General features: G+C 46.8%; 22 protein-coding genes and 5 tRNA genes. 17 read left to right on the top strand and 10 right to left on the bottom strand.

Annotated elements, in window-relative coordinates:
• Position 1: 1 nt before the first annotated feature.
• Positions 2–1483, bottom strand: coding sequence for an OmpP1/FadL family transporter (locus T325_RS02200; protein WP_036909930.1), 1482 nt, complete (start codon positions 1481–1483; stop codon positions 2–4).
• Positions 1484–1661: 178 nt separating this feature from the next.
• Entirely contained in the window at positions 1662–3713 is a 2052-nt protein-coding gene (locus tag T325_RS02195; RefSeq protein ID WP_036909929.1) for an HD family phosphohydrolase, read from the bottom strand.
• Between the two features lie 87 nt (positions 3714–3800).
• Between T325_RS02195 and gltX the strand changes: the two genes are divergently transcribed.
• A complete protein-coding gene (gene gltX / locus T325_RS02190; protein ID WP_036909927.1) occupies positions 3801–5318 on the top strand; it encodes a glutamate--tRNA ligase in 1518 nt (505 codons plus the stop codon).
• Positions 5318–6583 (top strand): 3-deoxy-D-manno-octulosonic acid transferase, encoded by a 1266-nt coding sequence (locus T325_RS02185; RefSeq protein ID WP_036909925.1) that lies wholly within the window; start codon positions 5318–5320, stop codon positions 6581–6583. The genes gltX and T325_RS02185 overlap by 1 nt, the downstream gene beginning before the upstream one ends.
• Here T325_RS02185 and T325_RS02180 read toward each other — a convergent pair.
• Entirely contained in the window at positions 6570–8003 is a 1434-nt protein-coding gene (locus tag T325_RS02180; protein WP_036909924.1) for a bifunctional metallophosphatase/5'-nucleotidase, read from the bottom strand. The two genes, T325_RS02185 and T325_RS02180, sit on opposite strands and share 14 nt — an antisense overlap.
• Positions 8004–8151: 148 nt before the next feature.
• Between T325_RS02180 and T325_RS02175 the strand changes: the two genes are divergently transcribed.
• Positions 8152–9240 carry a metallophosphoesterase gene (locus T325_RS02175; protein WP_036910148.1) on the top strand — a complete coding sequence of 363 codons (1089 nt, stop codon included), beginning with the start codon at positions 8152–8154 and terminating at the stop codon, positions 9238–9240.
• Here the strand turns inward: T325_RS02175 and T325_RS02170 are convergent.
• The 7 genes from T325_RS02170 to T325_RS02140 form a co-directional block, all read right to left on the bottom strand.
• The gene (locus T325_RS02170) at positions 9215–9721 is read right to left on the bottom strand and encodes a gamma carbonic anhydrase family protein (protein WP_036909923.1); all 507 of its coding nucleotides are present in this window, start codon (positions 9719–9721) and stop codon (positions 9215–9217) included. The genes T325_RS02175 and T325_RS02170 overlap by 26 nt on opposite strands.
• Before the next feature lie 21 nt (positions 9722–9742).
• On the bottom strand, positions 9743–10189 hold the full coding sequence (locus T325_RS02165; protein ID WP_181020827.1) for a FecR domain-containing protein: 447 nt from the start codon (positions 10187–10189) through the stop codon (positions 9743–9745).
• Positions 10190–10193: 4 nt separating this feature from the next.
• Positions 10194–11297 (bottom strand): DUF4249 domain-containing protein, encoded by a 1104-nt coding sequence (locus T325_RS02160; RefSeq protein ID WP_036909914.1) that lies wholly within the window; start codon positions 11295–11297, stop codon positions 10194–10196.
• Between the two features lie 6 nt (positions 11298–11303).
• Positions 11304–13946 (bottom strand): TonB-dependent receptor, encoded by a 2643-nt coding sequence (locus tag T325_RS02155; RefSeq protein WP_036909913.1) that lies wholly within the window; start codon positions 13944–13946, stop codon positions 11304–11306.
• A 12-nt stretch (positions 13947–13958) separates the two neighbouring features.
• Positions 13959–14699, bottom strand: coding sequence for a hypothetical protein (locus T325_RS02150; RefSeq protein WP_036909912.1), 741 nt, complete (start codon positions 14697–14699; stop codon positions 13959–13961).
• 61 nt (positions 14700–14760) lie between these two features.
• A complete protein-coding gene (locus T325_RS02145; RefSeq protein ID WP_036909911.1) occupies positions 14761–15249 on the bottom strand; it encodes an RNA polymerase sigma-70 factor in 489 nt (162 codons plus the stop codon).
• Between the two features lie 58 nt (positions 15250–15307).
• A complete protein-coding gene (locus tag T325_RS02140; protein ID WP_036909908.1) occupies positions 15308–16294 on the bottom strand; it encodes a malate dehydrogenase in 987 nt (328 codons plus the stop codon).
• A gap of 163 nt (positions 16295–16457) precedes the next feature.
• Between T325_RS02140 and T325_RS02135 the strand changes: the two genes are divergently transcribed.
• From T325_RS02135 to rplA, 14 genes are all read left to right on the top strand, one after another.
• The gene (locus T325_RS02135; RefSeq protein WP_036909907.1) at positions 16458–18230 is read left to right on the top strand and encodes an aminopeptidase P family protein; all 1773 of its coding nucleotides are present in this window, start codon (positions 16458–16460) and stop codon (positions 18228–18230) included.
• A 278-nt stretch (positions 18231–18508) separates the two neighbouring features.
• Positions 18509–18700, top strand: coding sequence for a 30S ribosomal protein S21 (gene rpsU / locus T325_RS02130; protein WP_028902393.1), 192 nt, complete (start codon positions 18509–18511; stop codon positions 18698–18700).
• Positions 18701–18774: 74 nt separating this feature from the next.
• The gene (gene xerA / locus T325_RS02125) at positions 18775–19656 is read left to right on the top strand and encodes a site-specific tyrosine recombinase/integron integrase (protein WP_036909905.1); all 882 of its coding nucleotides are present in this window, start codon (positions 18775–18777) and stop codon (positions 19654–19656) included.
• A 37-nt stretch (positions 19657–19693) separates the two neighbouring features.
• Entirely contained in the window at positions 19694–19993 is a 300-nt protein-coding gene (hpf, locus tag T325_RS02120; protein WP_036909903.1) for a ribosome hibernation-promoting factor, HPF/YfiA family, read from the top strand.
• Between the two features lie 102 nt (positions 19994–20095).
• Positions 20096–20169 (top strand) — tRNA-Thr (locus T325_RS02115).
• 106 nt (positions 20170–20275) lie between these two features.
• Positions 20276–20358 (top strand) — tRNA-Tyr (locus T325_RS02110).
• Positions 20359–20441: 83 nt separating this feature from the next.
• Positions 20442–20514, top strand: a tRNA-Gly gene (locus tag T325_RS02105).
• Between the two features lie 8 nt (positions 20515–20522).
• Positions 20523–20594, top strand: a tRNA-Thr gene (locus T325_RS02100).
• A 63-nt stretch (positions 20595–20657) separates the two neighbouring features.
• Complete coding sequence (gene tuf / locus T325_RS02095; protein ID WP_036909901.1) at positions 20658–21842, top strand: elongation factor Tu; 1185 nt, start codon at positions 20658–20660, stop codon at positions 21840–21842.
• A gap of 82 nt (positions 21843–21924) precedes the next feature.
• Positions 21925–21997, top strand: a tRNA-Trp gene (locus T325_RS02090).
• Positions 21998–22012: 15 nt separating this feature from the next.
• Positions 22013–22204 carry a preprotein translocase subunit SecE gene (gene secE / locus T325_RS02085; protein WP_036909900.1) on the top strand — a complete coding sequence of 64 codons (192 nt, stop codon included), beginning with the start codon at positions 22013–22015 and terminating at the stop codon, positions 22202–22204.
• A 14-nt stretch (positions 22205–22218) separates the two neighbouring features.
• Entirely contained in the window at positions 22219–22764 is a 546-nt protein-coding gene (gene nusG / locus T325_RS02080) for a transcription termination/antitermination protein NusG (RefSeq protein WP_036909898.1), read from the top strand.
• 95 nt (positions 22765–22859) lie between these two features.
• Entirely contained in the window at positions 22860–23300 is a 441-nt protein-coding gene (rplK, locus tag T325_RS02075) for a 50S ribosomal protein L11 (protein ID WP_036909897.1), read from the top strand.
• Between the two features lie 21 nt (positions 23301–23321).
• Positions 23322–24014: a 50S ribosomal protein L1 gene (gene rplA / locus T325_RS02070; protein WP_036909895.1), complete on the top strand. Its 693-nt coding sequence runs from the start codon at positions 23322–23324 to the stop codon at positions 24012–24014.
• Positions 24015–24022: the final 8 nt, after the last annotated feature.

The following is a 24022-nucleotide window of genomic DNA, read 5'->3' as shown; positions in this document are numbered from 1 at the left end:
TTTAGAATCTCATCTCGCAGCCGATGCCGAGGACATGGTTTGTACGAGTAAAGTCGTCGCTAACACCAATTTGGGGATAGTCCTCACGCTTATAGTGATCGTAGTTTGTCTGGAAGTAGGCTGCCTTTAGTGTGATGTTGTCGGCAACCTTATAGTTGAATCCAAAACCAAAGCTGTAGCTGTTGACAACGAATGACATATCATTCATATACTCGTCAGTGAGTTGATAGCGAGTCAGCTGTCCGCCAGCAGAGATGGTCAGCTTGTCGTTGAGGTCCCACTCTGCGCCGCCCAGATATTCGTTTGTGCCACCACCAAGCAGGTCCTGTGTGTTGTTATACCAGCTGACGTTGGTGTCAAAGAAGTGGTGATAACCAAGGTTCAGGCGAACGTCATCGGTGATGTTCCACATTGCGCCGACAGCGAGTTGTGCGGGAGAATCTTCGTCAATCTTCTCACTGTCGCGGAATTTATTGACAGCGGGAATCTCACTGGCCTCATTTACTGTCGACTCGTTCTTCATGTGAATCTGTGTCTTGAACTCGTACTTAGCGGCGAGGTTGAAGCGTCCGAACTTATAGTCGATGCCGATGACGGGAGCGATACCTACTGATGATTGGTTACAGAGAAGATTCACACCCTGAGAGTATTTCTGCAGGGAGTTGAGGCTCTGCTTGGTGCCCTCTAACTGCGCTTTCTGTTGTGTGAGTTCAGCGGGGACGGGTGCCCCTGCAGCCTCATACTGTGCAATACCTGCGTTAATCTTGCTAAGTCCGCCGTCAATAGTGGTCTCGGCACCTTGAAGGAAACTGCTGAAATCAACATATCCACCCTCGGTACCTACCATGATGTTACTAATCTTTGCTTTGTAGGTCGCTGTACCATAAAGCAGTCGCAGACCCCCATAAACAGAGAGATTCTTTGTTACCTTATAAGCAGCGCCGAGCTGGAATCCGAAATAGTACTGGCGTCCCTGCATGTAGCCGTCCATATCGTAGCCATTAGCCCCGAGTGGCTTCAGTTGGTTTGCGATACTACCTACAACGCTCTCAAATGATCCGAGACCATCACCAAATTCACAGGCTCCACCACCACCAGGAACAGAGAAGTTAAACTGGGCACTCCAATTCCCTTTGTTGTATGCAGCTTGGATTGAGGGAATAAAAGGAGCGTCTGCCACACCCTCGAAGGTCTTTACCGTTGCTCCGTTGTTTTTCTTGCCAAGGGCAAATAGGGGATTGGTGGATTCGATAGTACGAGTCTGGTGGGCGTATTGCCAGTTGATTCCGAGATAGAAACCTTCAGGAAGGAATGCTACGCCAGCAGGATTGCTGTATACACCATCAAGTCCGATGGCTGCATCGCGAGCAGGATTTCTGAGGAAGTCAATACTTTGATTTGTGTTGGTTAAGATGCCACCTGCTGTGGCTGGTGTTGCTATTGCCAGTATTGCGCCGACAAGCATGACATTGATTTTTTTCATATCCTTAAACAATTTTTTGCTAAAATCGGCTGCAAAGGTAAAAGTATTGTCCTAATTATCCCTGTTCGCGCTCACAAAGTTAACGAAGTTTAACGAAAAATGCACACAAACCTGCACAAATGTGCAATTTTGTGCAGGTTTATGCACACAAAGAGGTGTTTTTGTGCAATCTGAAGGCTTATTTTTTTAGCTCAGGATAACTAAGACGGGTATGATATATTGTTTTCAGTTTCTCAATGAGTACTGTTTTTGCATAAGCAATATCGCGGAATGTGATTGGGCATTCTTTGAAATAGCCCTCTTCCACCTGAGCATCAATAAGCCGGTTTACGAGTTCTCTAATAGTCTTTTCTGTATAATCGGGTAGGGAACGTGATGCAGCTTCTACGGTGTCGGCCATCATCAAAATGGCCTGCTCTTTCGTGAATGGGTTAGGACCAGGATAGGTGAAAAGCAGGTCGTCGACCGCATCGTTGGGGTGAGCATTCTTATATTGTACGTAGAAATATTTTGTTTTGCCCAATCCATGATGAGTTGTAATAAAGTCCTTGATGATGTCTGGGAGATTATATTTCTCAGCCAGTTTAATACCTTCCGTTACGTGACTGATAATCATCTGTGCGCTGTCAATTGATCCCATTTTCTCATGGGGATTAACACCCGATTGGTTTTCTGTGAAGTAGATAGGATTAATAATCTTACCAATATCGTGATAGTAAGCACCAGTACGTACCAACTGACTCTTTCCTCCTATTTTATTGGCAATCTCTGCGGCGAGGTTACCAACCTGAATAGAGTGCTGGAATGTGCCAGGAGCTACTTCACTCATCTTTCGGAGCAGTGTCTTGTTCATATCCGAAAGTTCGATGAGTGTAATGTTTGACGTAAAGCCAAAAGCTTTTTCTATCAAATAAAGCAAGGGGTAGGAGCAGAACAATAAAACACCATTGATGGCTATGTAGTTATATTCGCTATAACTGATTTTTGTTAGGTCATTATTGCGTATCCAGTCAAGTGACAGGTTTGATAATCCTGCCGCAAAAGTTACAAAAACTGCAGTCCAGAACAGTTGTGAACGGCTTGACAGTTCTCTCAGCGAGAAGATGGCTGTGAGCCCTGCAACTAATTCTACAGCAATAAATTCCAATGGGTATTGTAGGAAACTGGCACAAATCATCACCATGGTGGCGTGCGCAACGAAGGCGGTTCGAGAGTCCATGAACACTCGTATGAAAATGGGCACCATTGCAAATGGCAGGATATAGATATGCAGAACATTATGTTTAACCATCATCGATGCTATAATGACAAAGATGATGATTAGGGCGTACAACATAGCGGTGGAACGTATCTTCTCAAAATAGTCTTTGCGGAAAAGTGTCAGATATACGGTGAAACAGGTTATCAGGATAAACACATATAGAATCTGTCCCATGATGGTAAGGCTGATTCGTTCGTTTCCTTCTTCACGTCTCTGCATTTCTTTTTCAAACGATTGGAGGATATTATAAGTCTTGGTGTCAACAATATCGCCTCGGTCAATGATTTTCTGACCTCGCTGTACAAGTCCGCTTGCCAGAGCAATACTATTATGCAAGTCATTGAGACTGGCTTCGCTGCGTTCCTTGTCGTAAATCAAGTTGGGTGTGATGTAGTCGTTAAGATTACACTTTTGTAAGATCTCTCTATGTGCAGCCAAAGTTTGGTCAAGGAAAATCTGTTCATAAGCAGAGATGACAGAATGGACTTTTGTAATCTGTATGCTGACAGCATTTTTTCCATTGACGATACGGATAACCTGTGAGGTGTCTTTTGTAAGCCGAGCATATTCAGAGCTGTTCATGATACCTTGTGTGTAAATAGCACGAAGACGGTTGGCTATGATGCTGATATAGTCGTTGGGTAGTCCAGGTATACCGTCACTATAATCTTTGGCAAACTCGCGCAGTTGCTTGCCAACAATCTCGCTGTTGAAGGTATAGTAGGGCTCGTATTGCTTCATCAGACTATCGCGCTCTGCTTTTACAGCTTCGTCACTTTTGTAGATTGGAAAATCGAAGGGGGCTTTCAAATCTGCGTAGGTCCAGGGCTTTCCTTTTTCAATCCTGAATGTATTATGGGTGCTACGAGGCATCAGCCATACGATGATGGCTACAGTAACTATTATTAGTCCTGTACGGATGAGAAAATCACGCCAACTAGTGTCGTTTTTGAGGTTAAAACTACTCATTTCTACGTATTTATATGTATTTATGGTTGCAAAAATACAAAAATAAAATTAAATTTCGTACCTTTGCAGGCAAATTTAAGAAAAAGTATGTCAGAAAGAAGAGTAAGAGTGCGTTTTGCACCAAGTCCTACGGGAGCTTTACATATCGGTGGTGTGCGTACCGCCTTGTATAATTATCTGTTTGCCAAGCAGCATGGTGGTGATCTGGTGTTCCGTATTGAGGATACGGATTCAAATCGTTTCGTGCCTGGTGCCGAGGAATATATCATCGAGTCGTTCAAGTGGTTAGGAATCAAGTTTGACGAAGGCGTGTCGTTCGGAGGTGATAAGGGTCCGTACCGCCAGAGTGAGCGCCGCGATATCTATAAGAAATATGTTCAGCAGTTATTGGATGCTGACAAGGCTTATATTGCATTTGATACCCCAGAGGAATTGGAGACCAAACGTGCTGAGATCCAGAATTTCCAGTATGACTGTCATACCCGTGGTCAGATGCGTAATTCGCTGACGCTGACTAAAGAAGAGGTTGAACTGCTGATTGCTGATGGCAAACAGTATGTGGTTCGCTTTAAGATTGACGCTGGACAGGAAGTATTGGTGAACGACCTTATACGTGGTGAAGTGCGAGTAAAAACAGATATTCTCGACGATAAAGTGCTCTATAAGAGTGCAGACCAGTTGCCCACTTACCATTTGGCCAATATCGTTGACGACCATCTGATGGAAATCTCACATGTCATCCGCGGTGAGGAGTGGTTGCCGAGTGCACCCCTGCATGTGCTTCTTTATAAGGCTTTTGGCTGGGAGGATACAATGCCACAGTTTGCTCATCTCCCTTTGCTTTTGAAGCCCGATGGTAAGGGGAAACTCTCGAAGCGTGACGGCGACCGTCTAGGCTTCCCCGTATTCCCCTTGTTGTGGAAGGATCCGAAGAGCGGCGAGACTTCTCGTGGTTATCGTGAGGATGGTTATTTCCCTGAGGCAGTCATCAACTTCCTTGCTTTGTTAGGTTGGAATCCTGGAACTGAACAAGAGATATTTTCCCTCGACGAGCTTGTTCCACTTTTCGATATCAGTAAGTGTTCTAAGGCTGGTGCTAAGTTTGCTTTCGAGAAGGCTGTCTGGTTTAATCATGAGTATATCCTCAAGAAATCGAACGAGGAAATTGCGGCGCTCTTCGAGCCAATCGTTAAAGAGCATTGTCCCAATGAGACCTCAGAGCGTATCCTTCAGGTCACATCGATGATGAAGGATCGTGTTTCGTTTGTCAAAGAACTCTGGCCACTCTGCTCGTTCTTCTTCGTTGCTCCTACTGAGTATGATGAGAAGACTGCCAAGAAACGCTGGAAGGAAGACTCAGCACAGGTGATGACAGAGCTTATCGGAGTTCTCGAAGGAATTGATGATTTCTCTTTGGAGAATCAGGAGCAGATTGTTCATGCTTGGGTTGAGCAGAAAGAGTATAAACTTGGAAATGTGATGAATGCCTGGCGCCTGACACTCGTTGGCGAGGGTAAGGGACCCGGCATGTTTGACATCTCAGCCTTCCTTGGCAAGGAAGAGACTATTGCAAGAATGCGTCGTGCTATAGAAGTACTTGGATAATGTATAATATCGTCATTTATCTATATCTCTTGGGAGTTGCCGTCTACAGCCGTTTCAATGAGAAGGTTCGTAAGATGTGGCGCGGAGAGCGTGATGCCTTTCGTATTCTGAGAGAACAGGTTGACCCCAATGCGAAGTATGTATGGTTTCATGCCGCGTCGCTGGGAGAATTTGAGCAGGGACGTCCTCTGATGGAGCAGTTGCGTAGGGAGCATCCTGAGTATAAGATATTGCTGACCTTCTTCTCGCCATCAGGCTATGAGGTTCGTAAGAACTATGAAGGAGCAGACATTATCACTTATCTGCCACTCGACACGATTACAAATGCTCGTCGTTTCCTGCGTACCATTCGTCCTGTCATGGCATTCTTCATCAAGTACGAATTCTGGTATAACTACCTTCATATTCTGAAGCATAGACATGTACCTGTCTATAGCGTGTCGAGCATCTTCCGTCCCGACCAAGTGTTCTTTAAGTGGTATGGTCGCCAGTATTCTCGTGTGCTGAAGTGCTTTACGCATTTCTATGTTCAGAACGAAGTCAGCAAGGAATTGTTGGCAAAGATTGGCATTACTGATGTTACGGTGGTAGGCGATACCCGCTTCGATCGTGTCCTTCAGATTAAGGAGGCTGCCAAGCAGTTACCAGTAGTTGAGGCGTTTATAGGAGTGAAGAGTGAAAACTCTTCTAAGGTTTTTGTGGCAGGGAGCAGTTGGCTGCCTGATGAGGAGATATTTATTAAGTACTTCCTAGACAAGCTGGGTGACAAAGCCGGACGCAATGGATATAATGACTGGAAATTGATTATTGCTCCTCATGTGATTGGCGAGGAGCATTTGCAGCAGATAGAGAAACTGCTTGAAGGTCGTCGTGTAATCCGTTATACAGAAGCCACAGAAGAGAATGTGCGTGATGCTGAGGTTTTGATTGTCAATTGTTTCGGTCTGCTGTCAAGCATTTACCATTATGGTGATGTGGCTTATGTCGGAGGAGGCTTTGGTGTAGGCATACACAATCTGCTGGAGGCTGCTGTTTGGGATATACCCGTGTTCTTTGGTCCAAACAACCAGAAGTTCCAGGAAGCACAAGGCTTGAAGACAAGTGGTGGTTTTGAAATTTGCGACTATGCGCAGTTTGAGCAGCAGATGAACCGATTGACTTCTGATGCTTCTTATCTGATGGAACAAGGCGATAAAGCCGGACAATTCGTCAAGGGGCAGGCCGGTGCGACAGGAAAGGTACTAAGTAGTGTTAGTCCTCTGTAACTATCAGGTGATTCACACCACTGGGGTGTATCGTTCCGTGCTTCCTCATATAACCGATTAACAAGTCGGATGTATGTACATTAAGTGAATTATACGAGCAGTTAAGTAATGGCTGGCATATGCTGGCCACATAACTGTTTGTGATTACCTTGTATGTTCTGTTTAGGTCTAATTTCTTGCCGTCGAGTGTCATAACCTTGATGTGCTTCAGCCTGTCTTTCTTCTTGTCTTTCTTGTCGATAGAGGCTTTGCAGACAACACCTCCAACGCGTGGCAGATGATACAGAGAACCGCGACCGTATGTGTTAAGCAGTCTTGTGATTTCTTCTCCTGTCAGATGCATCTCGACAGCTTCGTTGTTAAAAGGATCCATCGACAAGACATCTCGCATGGTGATATCGCCAGCTGGCAGAGAGTCAATGCGTACACCGCCATTGTTCACAATGCAGATTTCTCCCTTGGTTTCTTCGATAAAGGCGTCACACATCATGAAGGTCAGTTCGTCTCTTTCCTTGAAGGATCTGTCGGCCTTTGCTATAACCTGCTCATAATAGGGATTCTTGTTAAAGTACTGTACCATAGCGTCTACTAACAGATTCTTCTGTGTAGAGCATTTCACGGGGATATATTCTGCCTTTTTATCTGTTACACGTCCGTTATTGATGGTTAAGGTGATATGAGTAGCCATCGATAGTTTGTTCTTGTTCTGGGTGATTAGCACGCCATTGTGTAAAGGCTCATCGGCAGAGAGTTGAGTATGGGTGTGACCTCCGATAATCAAATCAATCCATGGATATAGATTGGCCATCTTGACGTCTTCGGCATAGCCGATGTGCGATAGGAGTATCGTAGCATCGCACTGGTGGCTGAAGTCTTCATACTGGGTAATGACCTCTGTAGGAAGTGAGAACTTGATACCTTCCACATTATCGGGATGTGTATCGGGGTGTCCTTGACTGTTTACCTGCACCAAGCCGATAATGCCAATCTTCATGCCGTCAACGTCGAAAATCTGGGTAGGTACGATGTGTAGTCCGGCCTCGTCGGGTGAAGAGATATTGGCGCAGATATAACTGAAGTTGGAATAACCCATGAGTGGCGCTAACGAGTGAACGTCGAAGTCGTGATTGCCAAGTGTCGTGGCATTGAAACCTACCTGATTCATCAAAGCCACGATGGGGTATGAAGAAATTTTATACGCATCGTTGATGGGGTTGCCTGTTCTGTTATCGCCAGCCGAGAGAATGAGTAATGATGGGTAGAGTGCCCGAAGACTGTCAGCGATGCCCGCCAGTTGGGGAAAGGCATCGATGTTGGCATGCATGTCGTTGGTGGCGAGTATATGTATTTCTTGTTTTTGTCCGTAGCAGACGCTGCTCAGAAGTATCACCAGTCCTAAAAGCAAATCCTTTTTCCTCATTTTTATCCTATGTAACAAAGATATTAAAGTCTATTGGTTGTTAATCGAATGCAAAGATACTGATATTTTTCTTATTTACAAAATTAATTCGTATCTTTGTGCCCGTATCGCTTTCAAATAGGTGTGACATACTTAACTGATGAAATATATGTGGATGATAATCTTTATGGTGTTGCCTGTTGTAGCTTTGGTTTATGTGGCTTGGCATGTATGGATGGTGCTCCCTTTTGCTGCTCTTTGGAAATCGCTGCTTATTGCTGCTGGTGTGTTCTGCTTTGCAATGCTGTTTATGAACTTCGCGCGTAAGTTTGATACCTGTCCGTTGCCTGTGGCTCGGGCGGCCTATGATATTGGTACGTCGTCTATCTTCGTGTTGCTCTATCTGGTAATACTTTTCCTGGTGCTCGACCTTGGCCGGCTATTCCACCTAGTTCCGAGAACCTTCTTGTTTCATAACGGCCATACCTCACTCGCCATCTTTGTCCTGCTGTTTGGCATCTTCTTGTATGGTCATCTTCATTATAATAATAAGGTGCGCGTGGCTTTAGAGTTGAATTCGTCAAAGCCTCTGCCTCGTGAGTATAAGGTCGTCATGGCCTCCGACTTCCATATTGGCTACCATAACACGCGAAAAGAGCTGGCCCGTTGGGTGGATATGATTAATAGCGAGCATCCTGACTTTATCCTAATTGCAGGCGACATTATTGATGGCAGCATGCGCCCTTTGAAAGAAGAACGGATGTACGAGGAGTTTCTGAGACTAGAGGCACCGGTTTATGCCTGTTTGGGTAACCATGAGTTCTATGCAGGACATCCTGAAGCCAAGCAGTTCTATAAAGATGCGGGTATCCATCTGCTGATCGATGAGGTTGCTGTCATCGACAGTAGTATCGTCATCGTAGGGCGTGACGATCGTACTAACATGCATCGCAAATCTGTTAAGAGGCTCGTTCCCGATCGAAACAAATATACCATAGTGCTCGATCATCAGCCTTACGACCTCAATCTCAGTGAAGAAGCTGGTGTAGACTTTCAACTCAGTGGTCATACCCATCGCGGACAGGTATGGCCTATATCCTGGATTACAGATCACGTATACGAATGCTCCTGGGGTAGCCATCAGCGCGGCCAGACTCAATTCTATGTCTCTTCGGGCATAGGCATCTGGGGCGGCAGGTTCCGCATTGGTACCCAGAGCGAATATGTGGTAGCTACTCTTCGTTCAAATAATATTTAGAATATTCCACGTAATGCTTGGCGTTGTCGGTCTGTCCTGGACGCACGGGTTTGATGTACTTGGCTGGCACGCCACCCCAGATTTCACCAGCGGGAATCTTCGTGTTCTGGAGTACTAGAGCCCCTGCGGCTACAATGCTGCCTTCGCCGATCTCGCATCCGTCGAGCAGAGTAGAGCCCATGCCGATGAGTGCGTTGTCGTGGATGGTGCAGGCATGAACGGTGACGTTATGCCCAATAGTGACGTAGTTGCCGATGTGTGTGGGACCTGTCTCATGGGTCACGTGAACACAACTCCCGTCCTGTATGTTTGTGCAGTTGCCAATCGTAATTGGAGCCACGTCGCCTCTGACGACGGCGTTGAACCAAACAGAACACTCGTCGCCCATCGTTACATCGCCCACAATCGTGGCGTTCTCGCTGAAATAGCAGTCCTTGCCCCATTTGGGTGCCAGACCGCGATAACTCTTAATTAATGCCATAACTGGTTGCAAAGTTAAGCATTATTTTCGAGTAATCGTTATTTTTACGTCTAAAACATGCTCTATCATCTCAATGGTCTGTTCAAGATTGTCAGAGTCGAAATCGGCCGTCAGATGTTTGCTGGTGTCGTCGGCTGTCAGCTTGACGTGGTAATGCTTGCCCAGCACCTTAAGAACTTCAGGCAGTGGCGTGTTGTCGAAGTGGAAATGTCGAGGCTGTGGAGCCGTGATGGTCGAGGGTTGTACGACTTTTGCGCCATCGGTGGGGTGGGGAAGCACCCCTGTAGTGTAGGCGGCATAGGCTCCAACAAGCAGCAGAAGTGTGAACGAGGCGGCTACGGCCACCTTGCGCCAGAGTGGGATGACCTTTACTGGCGAGACATTGCGGATTGCCTGTCTGGTGTCGAATTTCCCCGTCTGATAGTGACGGAGTACGAATTTGAGTGATTTGTCCTTTATCTCTTTCATAGGTTTAATAATATGTCTTGGTGATCCATTCTGTTTCTGTAACATTGTATCCGCCCATGATGCCAACACCGTTAAGGATGTTGGATGGGGTGGGCGTTAGCAGGGAGAAACCGCTCTGCGCCAATTCGTTGTTCTCTACGTCGTTAAGGGCTTTTACGTAGCGGTAGAGTTCTGGCGTGATGTGGTAAAGCTGCACTTGATAGCGCATGAGGAACTCATAGTGAGACACGGTGGCGTTAGTCGCAACATTCAAGTGTAGCGTGTATGTCTGACCGTTGATGGAAGCATCGCTGAAGATGTAGAACTCCCTGAAGAAGTCGCTGTCAAATCCGAAGTTCTCGTCCATCTCGCTTATTGGATTTAGCAATGGCTCGTCTTCGTTGTTGATGATGGGGTAGCTGTAGGCGGAGTCCTGTAGCTCCATGTGCCATTCTGCTTCTGGATACTTCTCCTGATGGCTCAGGTAGTCGGCATAGGCGCCTCTTCCATTACCAAGTGACCAACGGGTCTGATAGTAGTCTATCTCACCATTTTCGTCGTAGATAGGATTGGCTTGTCCGTAGGCGTAGCCCTTATAGTTGATGGCTCTGACCCTGACAGCGTAGTAGTCTGTGGTCTCTTGTGGGTCGCTAAAGGTGGCCGTCAGTTGGTCGTAGGTTTCGAAACGGGCTTGACTATGGCTATATACACTGACCCTTTTCAGTCCGTCGATTCTGATAGGTATGACATTTGGGACGATAGCCTCCGACTTAACACCTTCAAAGCCCTCAGCTGTCACTTCGAGTGTTATGATGTCGCCCACCTTCTGAGGGCCGCAGGCATAGTACAGTCCAGGAATCTGCTGGGCGATTTCACGCTGTTGGTCGTTCACCTTATATATAATATGGGCATTTCCGATGGTAAGGCCCTCGTCTGCATGCGAATGCTTGCCGACGGGAATGGTGCGCCCTACTCTTATCCATGTGGTGTCGGCTGTGGAGGGATAACAGCTGACGTTGAGTTTCTGTGGCTCGTTGAGATTGGCGATGTCGAATTCGTCTTTGCAGGCGTAGAACGACAAAATAGTGAATACGGCTACAACGTATGTTGACAGATGCTTTTTCTTCATGATCTCTTAGAATTTGATGGTGTAACTGAATGATGGTACGATGGGTACGAAGCCTTTCGACTTGATACGGATAGTGCCGTCGTCTTTGATTTTCGCTTCTGTCCACATGGTGTTGATGTGACAGTAAGCATTGTAGAGCGACAGGTTCCAGATGCGTTGGTGACCGTGCTTCGTTGTGTGATAGAAGTTGAACCCGAGGTCGAGTCGGTGATAGGCAGGCAGCGTAGTGTTATTGGGCCGCTCATAGATAAATCCGCGTTGCATGATATCGCCATTGCCAAAGAAGAAGGTCTTCATGTCAGCAGACTCGATGGCGGGCAGCGATGGAAATTCGACGTATTGAGTCGGCAGCGTCATCTTATTGCCGCTATGTAGAGTCCATGCAGCAAACATCTCCGTCTTCTTGCTGAGCTTGAAACGTCCTGTCAGGTTCAGTTTGTGACGGTTGTCAAACTTGTCGTAATACCAGTCATCATAGAACTTGTCAAACTTCCGTTTGTTCCATGAAAGGGTATAGGCTGCGTCGAGCTGAATCTTCTGCGTATGATAGCTTACATCTGCCTCGATGCCATAGAACACACCTTTGCCGTCGATGACCTCGTTCTCCCATGAGGTTGCAGGAGGTTGCAGTCCTGACCAGCTTGAGTATTGGAGCAGGTGCTTTGTTGCCTTGTAGTAGCCTTCAATAGAGGCAGTCCACTGTTTGCCAAACTGGGTGTAGAGTCCTGCAGCCCATTGGTGGGAACGCATGGGCTGCAGGCTGGCCGTGGTGGGTACCCAGTAGTCGGTAGGCATCTCTAAGAAAGAGTTGGTTATCTTGTGAATATACTGGGTCATCATGGTGTAGCTGGCCTTGGCCGACAGATAAGAGGTTATCTGGTATTTTACTGCCAGACGCGGGTCGATGTAGGAGAATGTCTTACCCTGAGTGGTGAAGAACGATAGGTTTACACCGCCGTTGAGGCTCCAGCGCTTGCTGAGGGAAATCTGGTCTTCGACATAAAAGTTCAGTTCGTGAGAGGTATGATGATTGCTGCTACTCTTGCTGATGGTGTCACTCTCTTCCTGCACGCCGTTATAGTTTAGCAGTTTTTTGGTCTGCGGACGGAAAAGATGGAGTGTGTGGTTATTGCCGAAACGAATGTGATGACGGGGTGAAGGACGGAAGTCTGCCTCTGCTCTATATCCGATATCGTCGATGGTAGAGCGGGTCTCGTTCTCATGGTGGGTTATCTCTATGGGTATGTTGCTATTGGATGCGTAACGATAGTCATCGCGACGGTGGATGTTAGCCCGATTGTGGGTGTAGATGGCTGTCAGGTTGGTCATCAGTTTTGGTGAAGGTTGGTAGTTCCAGTTCAAGGCAGCGTTCAGATTGCCCCATCTCAGGCGATTTTTTGTCAGTTCTATGTCAGTGCCGCCATTGGACATTTTCCAGTCAGCCTCGTATTTGGTGCTGAGGGCATCGCGTCCTGAATAGAGACTCAGACTCAAACGCGACTGGTCGTTCAGAATGTGCGTCAACTTGGCATTCAGGTCGTGGAAGTTGTAGTTAAGACCGATTTTCTCTTCTTTCGATATCCTTCTTTGTAGAAAGAAGGCAGGCTCCGACAGCAGGTCGAGCCATGAACGGCGAAGACCGATGTTCAGTGAGGTCTTGCCTTTCTGGATGGGACCGTCGAACTGTACTCCTCCGTCAAGAAGGCCGATGCGATAGGAGCCATGCCACTCCTGCATGTTACCGTCGTTGGTACGCACGTCGACCACACTCGACAGTCGTCCACCATAGCGGGCAGGAAAGCCACTCTTGTAGAAATCGACGTTTTTCACCATATCGGTGTTAAACGAGGAGAAAAGTCCCATGGAGTGATTAATCTGGTAGAGCGGAGAACCATCGAGCAGAATAAGATTCTCATCGTTATTACCACCATGAACGTAGAGACCAGATGCTAACTCAACGCCTTCCTGTACGCCACTGATGCGCTGGAGTGTTTTCACCACGTCTGGCGAAGAGAACAGAGCGAACTCGGTCTTGATGTCAGTCTGCGACAGAGAGCGCTTTCCCATTTGGGTGCCGATGACTGGTGAGTTCAAGTCACCTGTAACGACGACCTCGCCCAGTTTGGTATTGCCGTCAAGCTTGATTTCGAGAGCCTGATGATGGGTGAGCTTGAGCTTAATGGTCTGTTCCGTAAAACCGACATAGGAGATGCGAAGCAGATGTTCGCCTTCTGGCAGGGTGAGTGAGAAGAAACCATACTCGTTGCTCATTGTGCCCTGTCGGGTAGTCAAGTCGTAAATGGTGGCATTTATGAGCGTCTCGCCGATGGAGTCTCTTACATGTCCGCTCAGGGTGAAGCGTCTGGTCAATTTCTGAGCCGTTTCCTTGAATAGCATCACGTACTTGCCGCTCAGTTGGAAACTGATACCTGAGCCCTCGAGAAGGGTTTTTAGGGCTTTTGAAAGTGAGAGCCCTTTCAGTGCTGGTCCATTGTAGTTCTGACCCACGTTGAGGCTTGCGTCATAGACGAAGTTTACGCCTGTGGTTTCATGTAGTCGATCCATCTGCTGACGGATGGTGGAAGTTGCTGTCTGGGCTCCTGCTGTTAGCGACAGAAGGAACAATAGTGTGATTATTAATTGTCTCATATTGTGTCTGTGTTAGAATACCAGACCTGCACTTAGCTGGAGATGGTGTAGGGTGTGTCTCGTTTTATCGTTCTGTTCATCGATTGTGATGATTTTGTCACTGTCTATGTAGGTAAAATCGAAACTATTGAAGTGCCATTTGTATTTCAGTTGTTGCAAGTGGTATCCTATCTTCAGGTCAAGCCGTTTCTTGCTGCCGAGGTTGAAGCTCTTGCCTACACCAAGGTTAAACATTAGTCCGTCGACACCTTTGCCTGAAGTGTTTTCGGCATTAGTAAATGTCCAGCCAAGTTCCGAAAACAGATAGGTGTGGGGTCTTGAACTCCAAGGTTTATAGTGCAGGGTGGCGAAGAGGGGAAACTGCCACATCTCTTGTGTGAATGAACGGCCGATGCCGAGTCCTGCGCCGATGCTCATGTGGCGGTTCAAATCATAAAGTTCATAAAGCATCAGTGTATTGCCGCCGTATTCGAAATTGTCGAGTCTTGACTCGTTATAAGTCTCTTCGTAGTCTTTCATACCTTTGTAGATAAACTGCTCGTCGACAAATTCGAAATCTGCTATGCGCCCTTTCGCCCAATCATGACGGTACAACTCTTGTTGATAGCGCAGGTCTATTTCGAAATGCCAGCGTCGTGGCTTTTGTTCTGTCTGTGCTTGTGTGGTAATACTTGACATAAGCATCATGGTGATCATGATGAGAAGCGGAGTCAGGACCGTACTGGTCCCAGTAGTGATTTTAATTTCTTTCATTTGGGTTCTTGCTTTTTCTGCTATGACGCAGGAAATAAAGCTTCCCCCCATCCTGATAGTGTTAAACAAGGTTAAGGAGGTAGAAATAGTCGCCAGACTTCTTACGCAAAAACCGTAAAGCCTTGCTGACCTGATGCTCTACGGTCTTTTCGCTGATATGAAGCTCTTCTGCTATTTCATGGTACTTCATCCCGTCTTGTTTCGCCATCAGGAAGATCTCTCTGCATCGCTCTGGCAGTGAGTCTATGGCTGTCCAGAGTTCTGCTTCGTGCAAACTTCGCTCGGCGGCTTCTTCATCACTGATGACTCCTTCAAGGTCGGTGGGTTGGATGTCGGTGGCTTGTGGGAATTTTCGACGGAGGTGGTCTATGCAGGTATTTCTAACGGTTGCATATAGCCATGCTTTCTCGTTAGCTACAGGCTCTTTCTCTATCAGTCTTACAAAGCATTCCTGCACTAAGTCTTCCACCACGTCAGTATCATTGACATAGTGTAGTGCGTACAGACATAGTGGCCTATAGTAATAAAGAAAGAGTTGTTTGATATCCATGAAAACACAAAAAAAGAGCAGCATGGGTGCACCATGCTGCCCTTTTATATAGTATTAATTAGAGGTTTGCATTGTCCTTAGCCCAGTCCTCTACAGCAGGGATGATGCCAAGTGAGATGATCTCATCGCGCATCTTCTGCAAGTGCTCGTAAGAAGCCTGCAATGCAGCCATCTCCTCAGCAGTACCCTCAGGCTGAGTAAAGTGAACACCATCTTTGTCGATAACGGTAGGCATAGCCATCATCACGTTCTTGAAGCCGTAAGCGTTGACATAGCAACCAGCAGGCCACTTGAAGGGCTCACCGCCCATAGCACCCTCAATCATCTTGACAGCCTGATAAGCGGGGCTCTGGAATGAAGAACGGCCACGGAGCTTGATGATGTTGCTACCACCCTGTGTAGTCATGTGCTTGATCTCTTCCCAACGCTCAGCAGAGAGTGAGAGCTCTGAGAGAGGCTTGCCATCGATGAGAGCCTTGCTGGCGAATACTGCCATCTGCTCACCGTGACCACCGTAAGTGTAAGCGTTTGTAACCTTGTCCTGCTGTACACCGAACTCCTGAGCCAGCTGCTGCTGCAGACGGGTAGAGTCGAGAGCTGCCAGAGAGGTCAGCTGGTTGGGCTTCAAACCTGAGTGGATCAGAGCTGTCAGGGCTGTTACGTCAGCGGGGTTGAAGATAACAACCACATGCTTCACGTCAGGACAGTACTTCTTGATGTTCTCACCGAAGTCGGCTGCAATCTGGCAGTTGCCCTTCAGCAGGTCCTCACGGGTCATACCCTCCTTACGTGGGGCACCACCTGAAGAGATGATGTACTTAGCACCAGTGAAAGCCTCTTTAGGATCAACAGTATAAGAGATGTTTGCACCAGGGAAAGCGCAGTGACACATCTCATCGTAAACACCATGAACACCTGGCTCATAGATATCATACAAACAAATGTTTGGAGTAAGGCCGAGCATCAGCACGCTCTGCACCATGTTTGAACCGATCATACCGCCTGCACCGACGATAACCAGTTTCTCGTTTGTTAAGAATGCCATAATTGTATAATTATAATTTGAATGAATACTCAAAAAAGTGCTGCAAAGTTACAAAAAAAACGCCATATTCAGTCTCTTTTTACTATTAATCTTCGTTAATCAGTTGAATCTCTAACTATTTCTTTGTACCTTTGTAAAGTCGAAATTACAAAATGAATAAAAAATGGATATAAACCAGCGAATAGCCGCTCTTCGAGAGGTGATGCAACGTGAACATCTTTCGGCCTTTATCTTTCCAAGTACTGACCCCCATCAGGGTGAATATGTGCCCGATCATTGGAAGGGCAGGGAGTATGTCAGCGGCTTTAATGGCTCTGCTGGTACTCTTGTCGTGACCATGAGCTCTGCTGCGTTGTGGACTGATTCCCGCTACTTTCTCGCGGCAGAAGAACAACTGAAGGGTACGGAGATCCTGTTGATGAAACTCAAGATAGAAGGAACGCCTACGATTGCGGAATGGATTGGACAGGAGTGTGGCGCTGGCGCTGAAGTGGGAGTCGATGGAATGGTTAATTCTGCTAGTGCAGTGAAGATGCTGATTGCTGATTTGCGCAGACAAGGCGGTATTACGCTCAGAACAAATATGGATCCGCTGGCTGTCATTTGGAAGAACCGTCCCCCGATACCTGAAAACCCTGTAGAAGTCTATCCGTTGACGTATGCAGGACAGGCTGCTCATGAAAAGATAGCCCGTATTCGTCAGGCTTTGCGCAGACTGCATGCCGATGGTATGTTGATGTCGGCTCTCGACGATATCGCCTGGACTCTGAATCTAAGGGGTTCTGATGTGCATTGTAATCCAGTGTTTGTCAGTTATCTGCTGATTTCATCGAAGCACGTCACTCTATATATAAATAAGGTGAAACTGTCACCGGATGTGATGGCTTATCTGAAAGCAGAGGGGGTGGATGTAGCGCCCTATGAAGATGTGAAGAAGGGATTGAGAGACTACTTCGAGTATAATATCCTGCTCGATCCTGATGAGGTGAACTATACGCTCTATAAGACCGTTACTCGTGAGATCGTTGAGGAAGAGTCGCCCGTTAAACGGATGAAGACCATTAAGAACCCCATAGAAATAGCGGGATTTAAGTCGGCGATGCTGAAAGACGGCATCGCAATGGTGAAATTCCTTCGTTGGCTGAAACCTGCCGTTGAGTCTGGTGAACAGTCGGAAATGTCTGTAGATGAGAAGCTTACATCGCTCAGGGCTGAGCAGCCGCTCTATCGTGACATCTCTTTTGATACCATCGCAGGTTATCAGACTCATGGCGCTATTGTGCACTATGAGGCCACACCTGAAACGGATATGGCTTTGAAACCTGAAGGCTTTCTGCTGCTCGATAGTGGCGCCCAGTATCTTGATGGAACGACAGATATCACTCGAACCATTGCCCTTGGTCCTCTGACGGAAGAACAGAAGAAAATCTATACCTTAGTGCTGAAAGGCCATATACAGGTGGAACTCTGTAAGTTTCCTTCAGGAACGAGTGGTACACAGATAGATATCCTGGCTCGTGAGGCGATGTGGCGCGAAGGTCTGAATTATCTTCATGGCACAGGTCACGGGGTGGGAACCTATCTGAATGTGCATGAAGGCCCCCACCAGATCCGTATGGAATATAAAGCTGCTCCTTTTGTAGAAGGGATGACTGTGACTGATGAACCCGGAATCTATCTTGCAGGAAGATTTGGCGTGCGCATTGAGAACACTCTTCTCATCACGCCCTATAAGGAAACAGAGTTTGGTAAGTTCCTTCAGTTCGAGTCGTTGACGCTCTGTCCCATCGATAAGTCTCCTGTCATCAAGGAAATGCTTTTGCAAGAGGAGATAGAGTGGCTTAATACCTATCACCAGCGTGTCTTCGATACGCTCTCGCCACATCTTGACGCGGAAGATGTGGAATGGCTTCGCGAAGCCTGTGCGGCGATATAGTCGTCTGTGGAAAAATGCTGAGCGAAGTCTGCCTCCGAGTAAAGTCTGACTTTCGTCGGAGTAAAGTGGCATTTTAGTCGGAGCAAAGTCCTGTATTGTTCCAACCTTTCTTTTTGGCCCCTTTTTAGGGAAAATGGAAGGAAAAAAGGACTGAAAATGAAAGAAAAGTGGCTAAAAACTTGTAAGTTATCTAAAAAAACAGTAACTTTGCACCCGCTTTTCGTGGCCCTATGGCCCGAGGCGGTAAGTTTAACATAAAATTTTAAAAACAAAAGCAAATGATTATTGTACCAGTAAAAGAAGGCGAGAACATCGAGAAGGCCCTCAAAAAGTTCAAGAGAAAGTTCGAGAAGACAGGTGTTGTTAAAGAGCTGCGTCGTCGTCAGCAGTTTGACAAGCCTTCTGTTCTGAAGCGCCTGAAGATGGAGCATGCCGTTTACGTACAGCAGCTTCGCACAAACGAGGAATAAAAATTCCCTAAAAAATTTGGTAGTTTCGGGAAATTTCCGTAAATTCGTAGCCGAAAAGGTATTGGTGACGATTTATGATGATTGACCAGTTTCTGAACTACCTGCGCTATGAGCGGAGCGCATCTCCGCAGACAGTGCAGACATACGAGGAAGGCCTACGGGAATTCGAATCGTATATCAGCTTAAGGGATAGCGGGCTCTCTCTACAGGCGGTGGATACCGACCTGATCCGTGACTGGATGGAGGGTCTGATGGATAAAGGAAACTCTGCATCAACAATCAATAAGAAGTTGAGCGCATTGCGTTCCTTTTATCGCTTTTCCCTAAAGCGAGGACTGGTTGAGAAGGATCCGGCACATGCCGTGACCGGACCGAAGAGGTCGAAGCCGCTGCCGCAGTTCCTGCGCGAAGGAGAAATGGACAGACTGTTGGATCAGTTTGAATGGAATGATGATTTTAATAATGTACGTGCGCGTACCATATTAATATTATTATATGAAGCAGGCCTCAGACGGTCAGAGCTTACAGGACTGAACGACGATGATGTTGATTTCAATGCAGGACAGCTAAAGGTGACGGGAAAGAGAAATAAGCAGCGTATCGTTCCTTTCGGAAGAGAACTTGCAGACGCGCTCCGTCAGTATATGACACTTCGCGACTCGCAGTTCGATGATAATAACGGTGCTATGTTTCTTGATAACAAAGGTGGGCGGATGACGGGGAGCCAGGTTTATGCCACGGTTCATAAATACCTGTCGATGGTTACTTCGCTCAAGAAACGCTCGCCTCACGTCTTACGTCACTCCTTTGCAACGGCTATGCTCAACAATGGTGCAGGGCTTGAGAGTATCAAGAACCTGCTGGGTCATGAGAGCGTCAGTACGACAGAAATCTATACCCATACCACGTTCGAGCAGTTAAGGCGAGTTTATAAAGAGGCTCACCCAAGAGCCTGAACCTTTATTAATAACTATTTTAAAATAGGAGGTAACTATGGAGATTAAGATTAAGTCGATTCATTTCGACGCTACCGAGAAGCTACAGGCGTTCATCGACAAGAAGATCGCTAAGTTGGAAAAATCTTTTGAAGATATACAGAAAGTAGAGGTGCAATTGAAAGTTGTGAAGCCCGCCACTGCACAGAATAAGGAAGCAAGCCTGTCTGTGATAGTACCTGGAAGCACTCTTTTCGTAGAGAAGACAAGTGACACTTTTGAGGAAAGTATTGACCTTTGTGTCGACTCAATGAGGGCTCAACTGCAGAAATTCAAGGAAAAATTGAGAAATAGATAAAAAAAACTTGGAAAAGTTTTGGTAATTCAAAAATAAGTCGTAACTTTGCAGCCGTTTTCCGACAGGTCGTAAATCTGAAACAGAGAACGGCTGCTTAGAAAAGCCTCTTTAGCTCAGTTGGCCAGAGCACGTGATTTGTAATCTCGGGGTCGTTGGTTCGAATCCGACAAGAGGCTCAAGGAAAGGCGAAAGCCAATTGAGTTCATACTCAAGGGTCGGCGAAAGCCAATCGGGCTGAAGGCTCAGAAGAAAGTTCGGGAACGAAAATGGTGAAAGCCAAACGGGTGTTTTCCAGAGTGGCCAAATGGGGCAGACTGTAAATCTGCTGTCTTTCGACTTCGGTGGTTCGAATCCATCAGCACCCACTCCCAAGAGATGTTTTGCGGAATTGATCGCGAGCCGAACGCAGAAGCTTGCTTTTGCTGAGGCGAGGACGAAATGCCGTTTTGCGGAAATAGCTCAGTTGATAGAGCACTAGCCTTCCAAGCTGGGGGTCGCGGGTTTGAGCCCCGTTTTCCGCTCGAAACTCGCTGTAATAGCTCAGTGGTAGAGCACTTCCTTGGTAAGGAAGAGGTCCTGAGTTCAACTCTCAGTTACAGCTCTCTTGATTTTGAAGGAGGAACTGAAAATTCGTAATAATTAACAAGATTAATAAACAAGTAAAATGGCAAAAGAGAATTTTGTGCGCACCAAACCGCACGTAAACATCGGTACTATCGGTCACGTTGACCACGGTAAGACAACTCTGACAGCTGCTATCACAACTGTGCTGGCAAAGGCTGGTCTCTCTGAGGTTAAGTCATTCGATCAGATTGACAACGCTCCCGAGGAGAAGGAGCGTGGTATCACTATTAACACCGCTCACGTTGAGTACGAGACAAAGACTCGTCACTACGCTCACGTTGACTGCCCGGGACACGCCGACTATGTGAAGAACATGGTAACTGGTGCTGCTCAGATGGACGGTGCTATCCTTGTTGTTGCTGCTACTGACGGTCCTATGCCTCAGACTCGTGAGCACGTTCTGCTCGCTCGTCAGGTAAACGTTCCCCGTCTGGTTGTATTCCTGAACAAGTGCGATATGGTTGAGGATGAGGAGATGCTGGAGCTCGTTGAGATGGAGGTTCAGGAGATTCTCTCTCAGTATGAGTTCGAGGATGATACTCCTATTATCCGTGGTTCTGCTCTTGGTGCACTGAACGGTGTTGCTAAGTGGGAAGAGAAGGTAATGGAGCTGATGGATACTTGTGACACTTGGATCCAGGAGCCTCCTCGTGCTACCGACAAGCCTTTCTTGATGCCTGTTGAGGACGTATTCTCTATCACAGGTCGTGGTACTGTAGCTACTGGTCGTATCGAGACTGGTGTTATCCACGTAGGTGACGAGGTTGAGCTGCTCGGTCTCGGTGAGGATAAGAAGTCAGTTGTTACTGGTGTTGAGATGTTCCGTAAGATTCTTGACGAGGGTCAGGCTGGTGATAACGTAGGTCTGCTTCTCCGTGGTATCGATAAGAACGAGATCAAGCGTGGTATGGTACTCTGCCATCCAGGTCAGATCAAGCCATTCAAGAAGTTCAAGGCTTCTATCTACGTTCTGAAGAAGGAAGAGGGTGGTCGTCACACTCCATTCGGAAACAAGTATCGTCCTCAGTTCTATCTCCGCACCATGGACTGCACAGGTGAGATTTCTCTCCCCGCAGGTGTTGAGATGGTAATGCCTGGTGATAACGTAGAGATCACTGTAGAGCTGATTTACGCTGTAGCTCTGAACCAGGGTCTGCGCTTCGCTATCCGTGAGGGTGGTCGCACCGTTGGTTCTGGCCAGATCACAGAGGTATTCGAGGACTAATCTCCTCATAGCTCTAGATTGTCTAGACTCTCTAGTAAAAACTAGATACTCAGGCCCCCGCACATAGGGCGGGGGCTTACTTACGGGAATAGCTCAGTTGGTAGAGCATCGGTCTCCAAAACCGAGGGTCGTGGGTTCGAGTCCTCCTTCCCGTGCAAAGATTAAAGATTATGTTTAAGAAAATTATTAATTATTGCAAGGCTTGTTATGACGAGTTGGCTCACAAGACAACTTGGCCTACGCGTAAAGAGTTGACGCACAGTGCGGTAGTGGTGCTTACAGCTTCACTTGTTATTGCATTGGTAGTATGGGCAATGGATTTCGTATTCAAGTCTGTAATGAGCCTGGTTTATCCAGGATAATTGATCGTTGAGAGATGGCTCAGACAGGAATGAAATGGTATGTACTTCGTGCTGTTAGCGGAAAAGAGGGCAAGGTAAAGGAATATCTTGAGGCCCTCATGAAGCATGATACGGTGCTTGCAGCTAATGTTGGTCAGGTATTGTTACCAACAGAGAAATATGCGCAGCTCCGTAATGGTAAGCGCGTGGTTAAGGAGAAACTGTTCCTTCCCGGTTATGTGCTTGTTGAAGCTAATCTTCAGGGTGAGATGGCGCACACTCTGCGCTTTATCCCTAATGTGTTAGGCTTCCTCGGCGGTATGGACAATCCTACTCCCGTCAAGCAGTCTGATATCAACCGCATCCTTGGTGTGGCTGAGGAGACTGAAATCAAAACAGAGGAAATCGGTGTTCCTTATATGGTTGACGAGGCAGTAAAGGTAACTGATGGACCTTTCAGTGGCTTCAGTGGAGTCATCGAAGAGGTGAATGCTGAGAAGCATAAGCTGAAAGTTATGGTTAAGATATTCGGTCGTAAGACACCGTTGGAACTTGGATATAATCAGGTAGAGAAAGAATAAGGCGAAATTGTTACGGTTCGCCGATTCTGTATATCGGTCGCAGGAGGCTTCCACTCCTAAGGCTTATATAACAATTCAATAAATTATTAACAGAAATGGCTAAAGAAGTTGCTGGATTAATCAAATTACAGATTAAAGGTGGCGCTGCGAATCCTTCACCCCCAGTAGGACCTGCTCTGGGTTCTAAGGGTATTAACATTATGGGATTCTGCAAAGAGTTCAACGCCAGAACCCAGGATAAGGCAGGTAAGATTATTCCTGTCGTTATCACTTACTACACTGATAAGTCATTCTCTTTCGAGCTGAAGACTCCTCCCGCAGCTGTACAGCTGAAGGAGGCTGCTAAGCTGAAGAGCGGAAGCGCTGAGCCTAACCGTAAGAAGGTGGCCAAGGTAACTTGGGATCAGGTTCGTGCTATCGCCGAAGATAAGATGAAGGACTTGAACTGCTTTACCGTTGAGTCAGCTATGAAGCTGGTTGCTGGTACAGCGCGTAGTATGGGTATCACTGTAGAAGGGGACTTCCCTGGTAAATAATTAATAACTTCAATTAGAAAAATGAGTAAACTGACAAAAAATCAAAAGTTGGTAGCTGATAAGGTTGAAGCAGGGAAAGCATACTCTTTGAAAGAAGCCGCTGCATTGGTGAAGGAGATTACCACCACCAAGTTTGAGGCTTCAGTCGATATCGATGTACGCTTGGGCGTAGACCCACGTAAGGCTAACCAGATGGTTCGTGGCGTTGTATCGCTGCCAAACGGAACTGGTAAGGTTACACGTGTGCTCGCTCTCTGTACTCCTGATCAGGAGGCTGCTGCAAAAGAAGCAGGCGCTGACTATGTTGGTCTTGACGAGTATATCGAAAAGATCAAGGGCGGTTGGACAGATGTTGATGTTATCATCACTATGCCATCTTGCATGGGTAAGTTAGGTCCCCTCGGCCGTGTACTCGGTCCTCGTGGTCTGATGCCTAACCCAAAGAGTGGTACTGTTACTATGGATGTTGCTAAGGCAGTAAAGGAAGTAAAGCAGGGTAAGATTGACTTTAAGGTTGATAAGGCCGGTATCGTGCACACATCAATCGGTAAGATCAACTTCACTGCAGATCAGATCTTTGAGAATGCGAAGGAGTTCATCTCTACCATTATCAAGCTGAAGCCTGCTGCTGCAAAAGGTACATACATCAAGAGTATTTTCCTCTCAAGCACTATGAGTATGGGTATCAAGGTAGATCCTAAATCAGTTGAATAACTCGTTAA

Origin of the sequence: Prevotella sp. FD3004 (assembly GCF_000746155.1) — a bacterium.
GTDB lineage: Bacteria > Bacteroidota > Bacteroidia > Bacteroidales > Bacteroidaceae > Prevotella.
The sequence above is the reverse complement of the archived record's forward strand: the minus strand, read 5'-3'. Positions and strand labels throughout refer to the sequence as shown.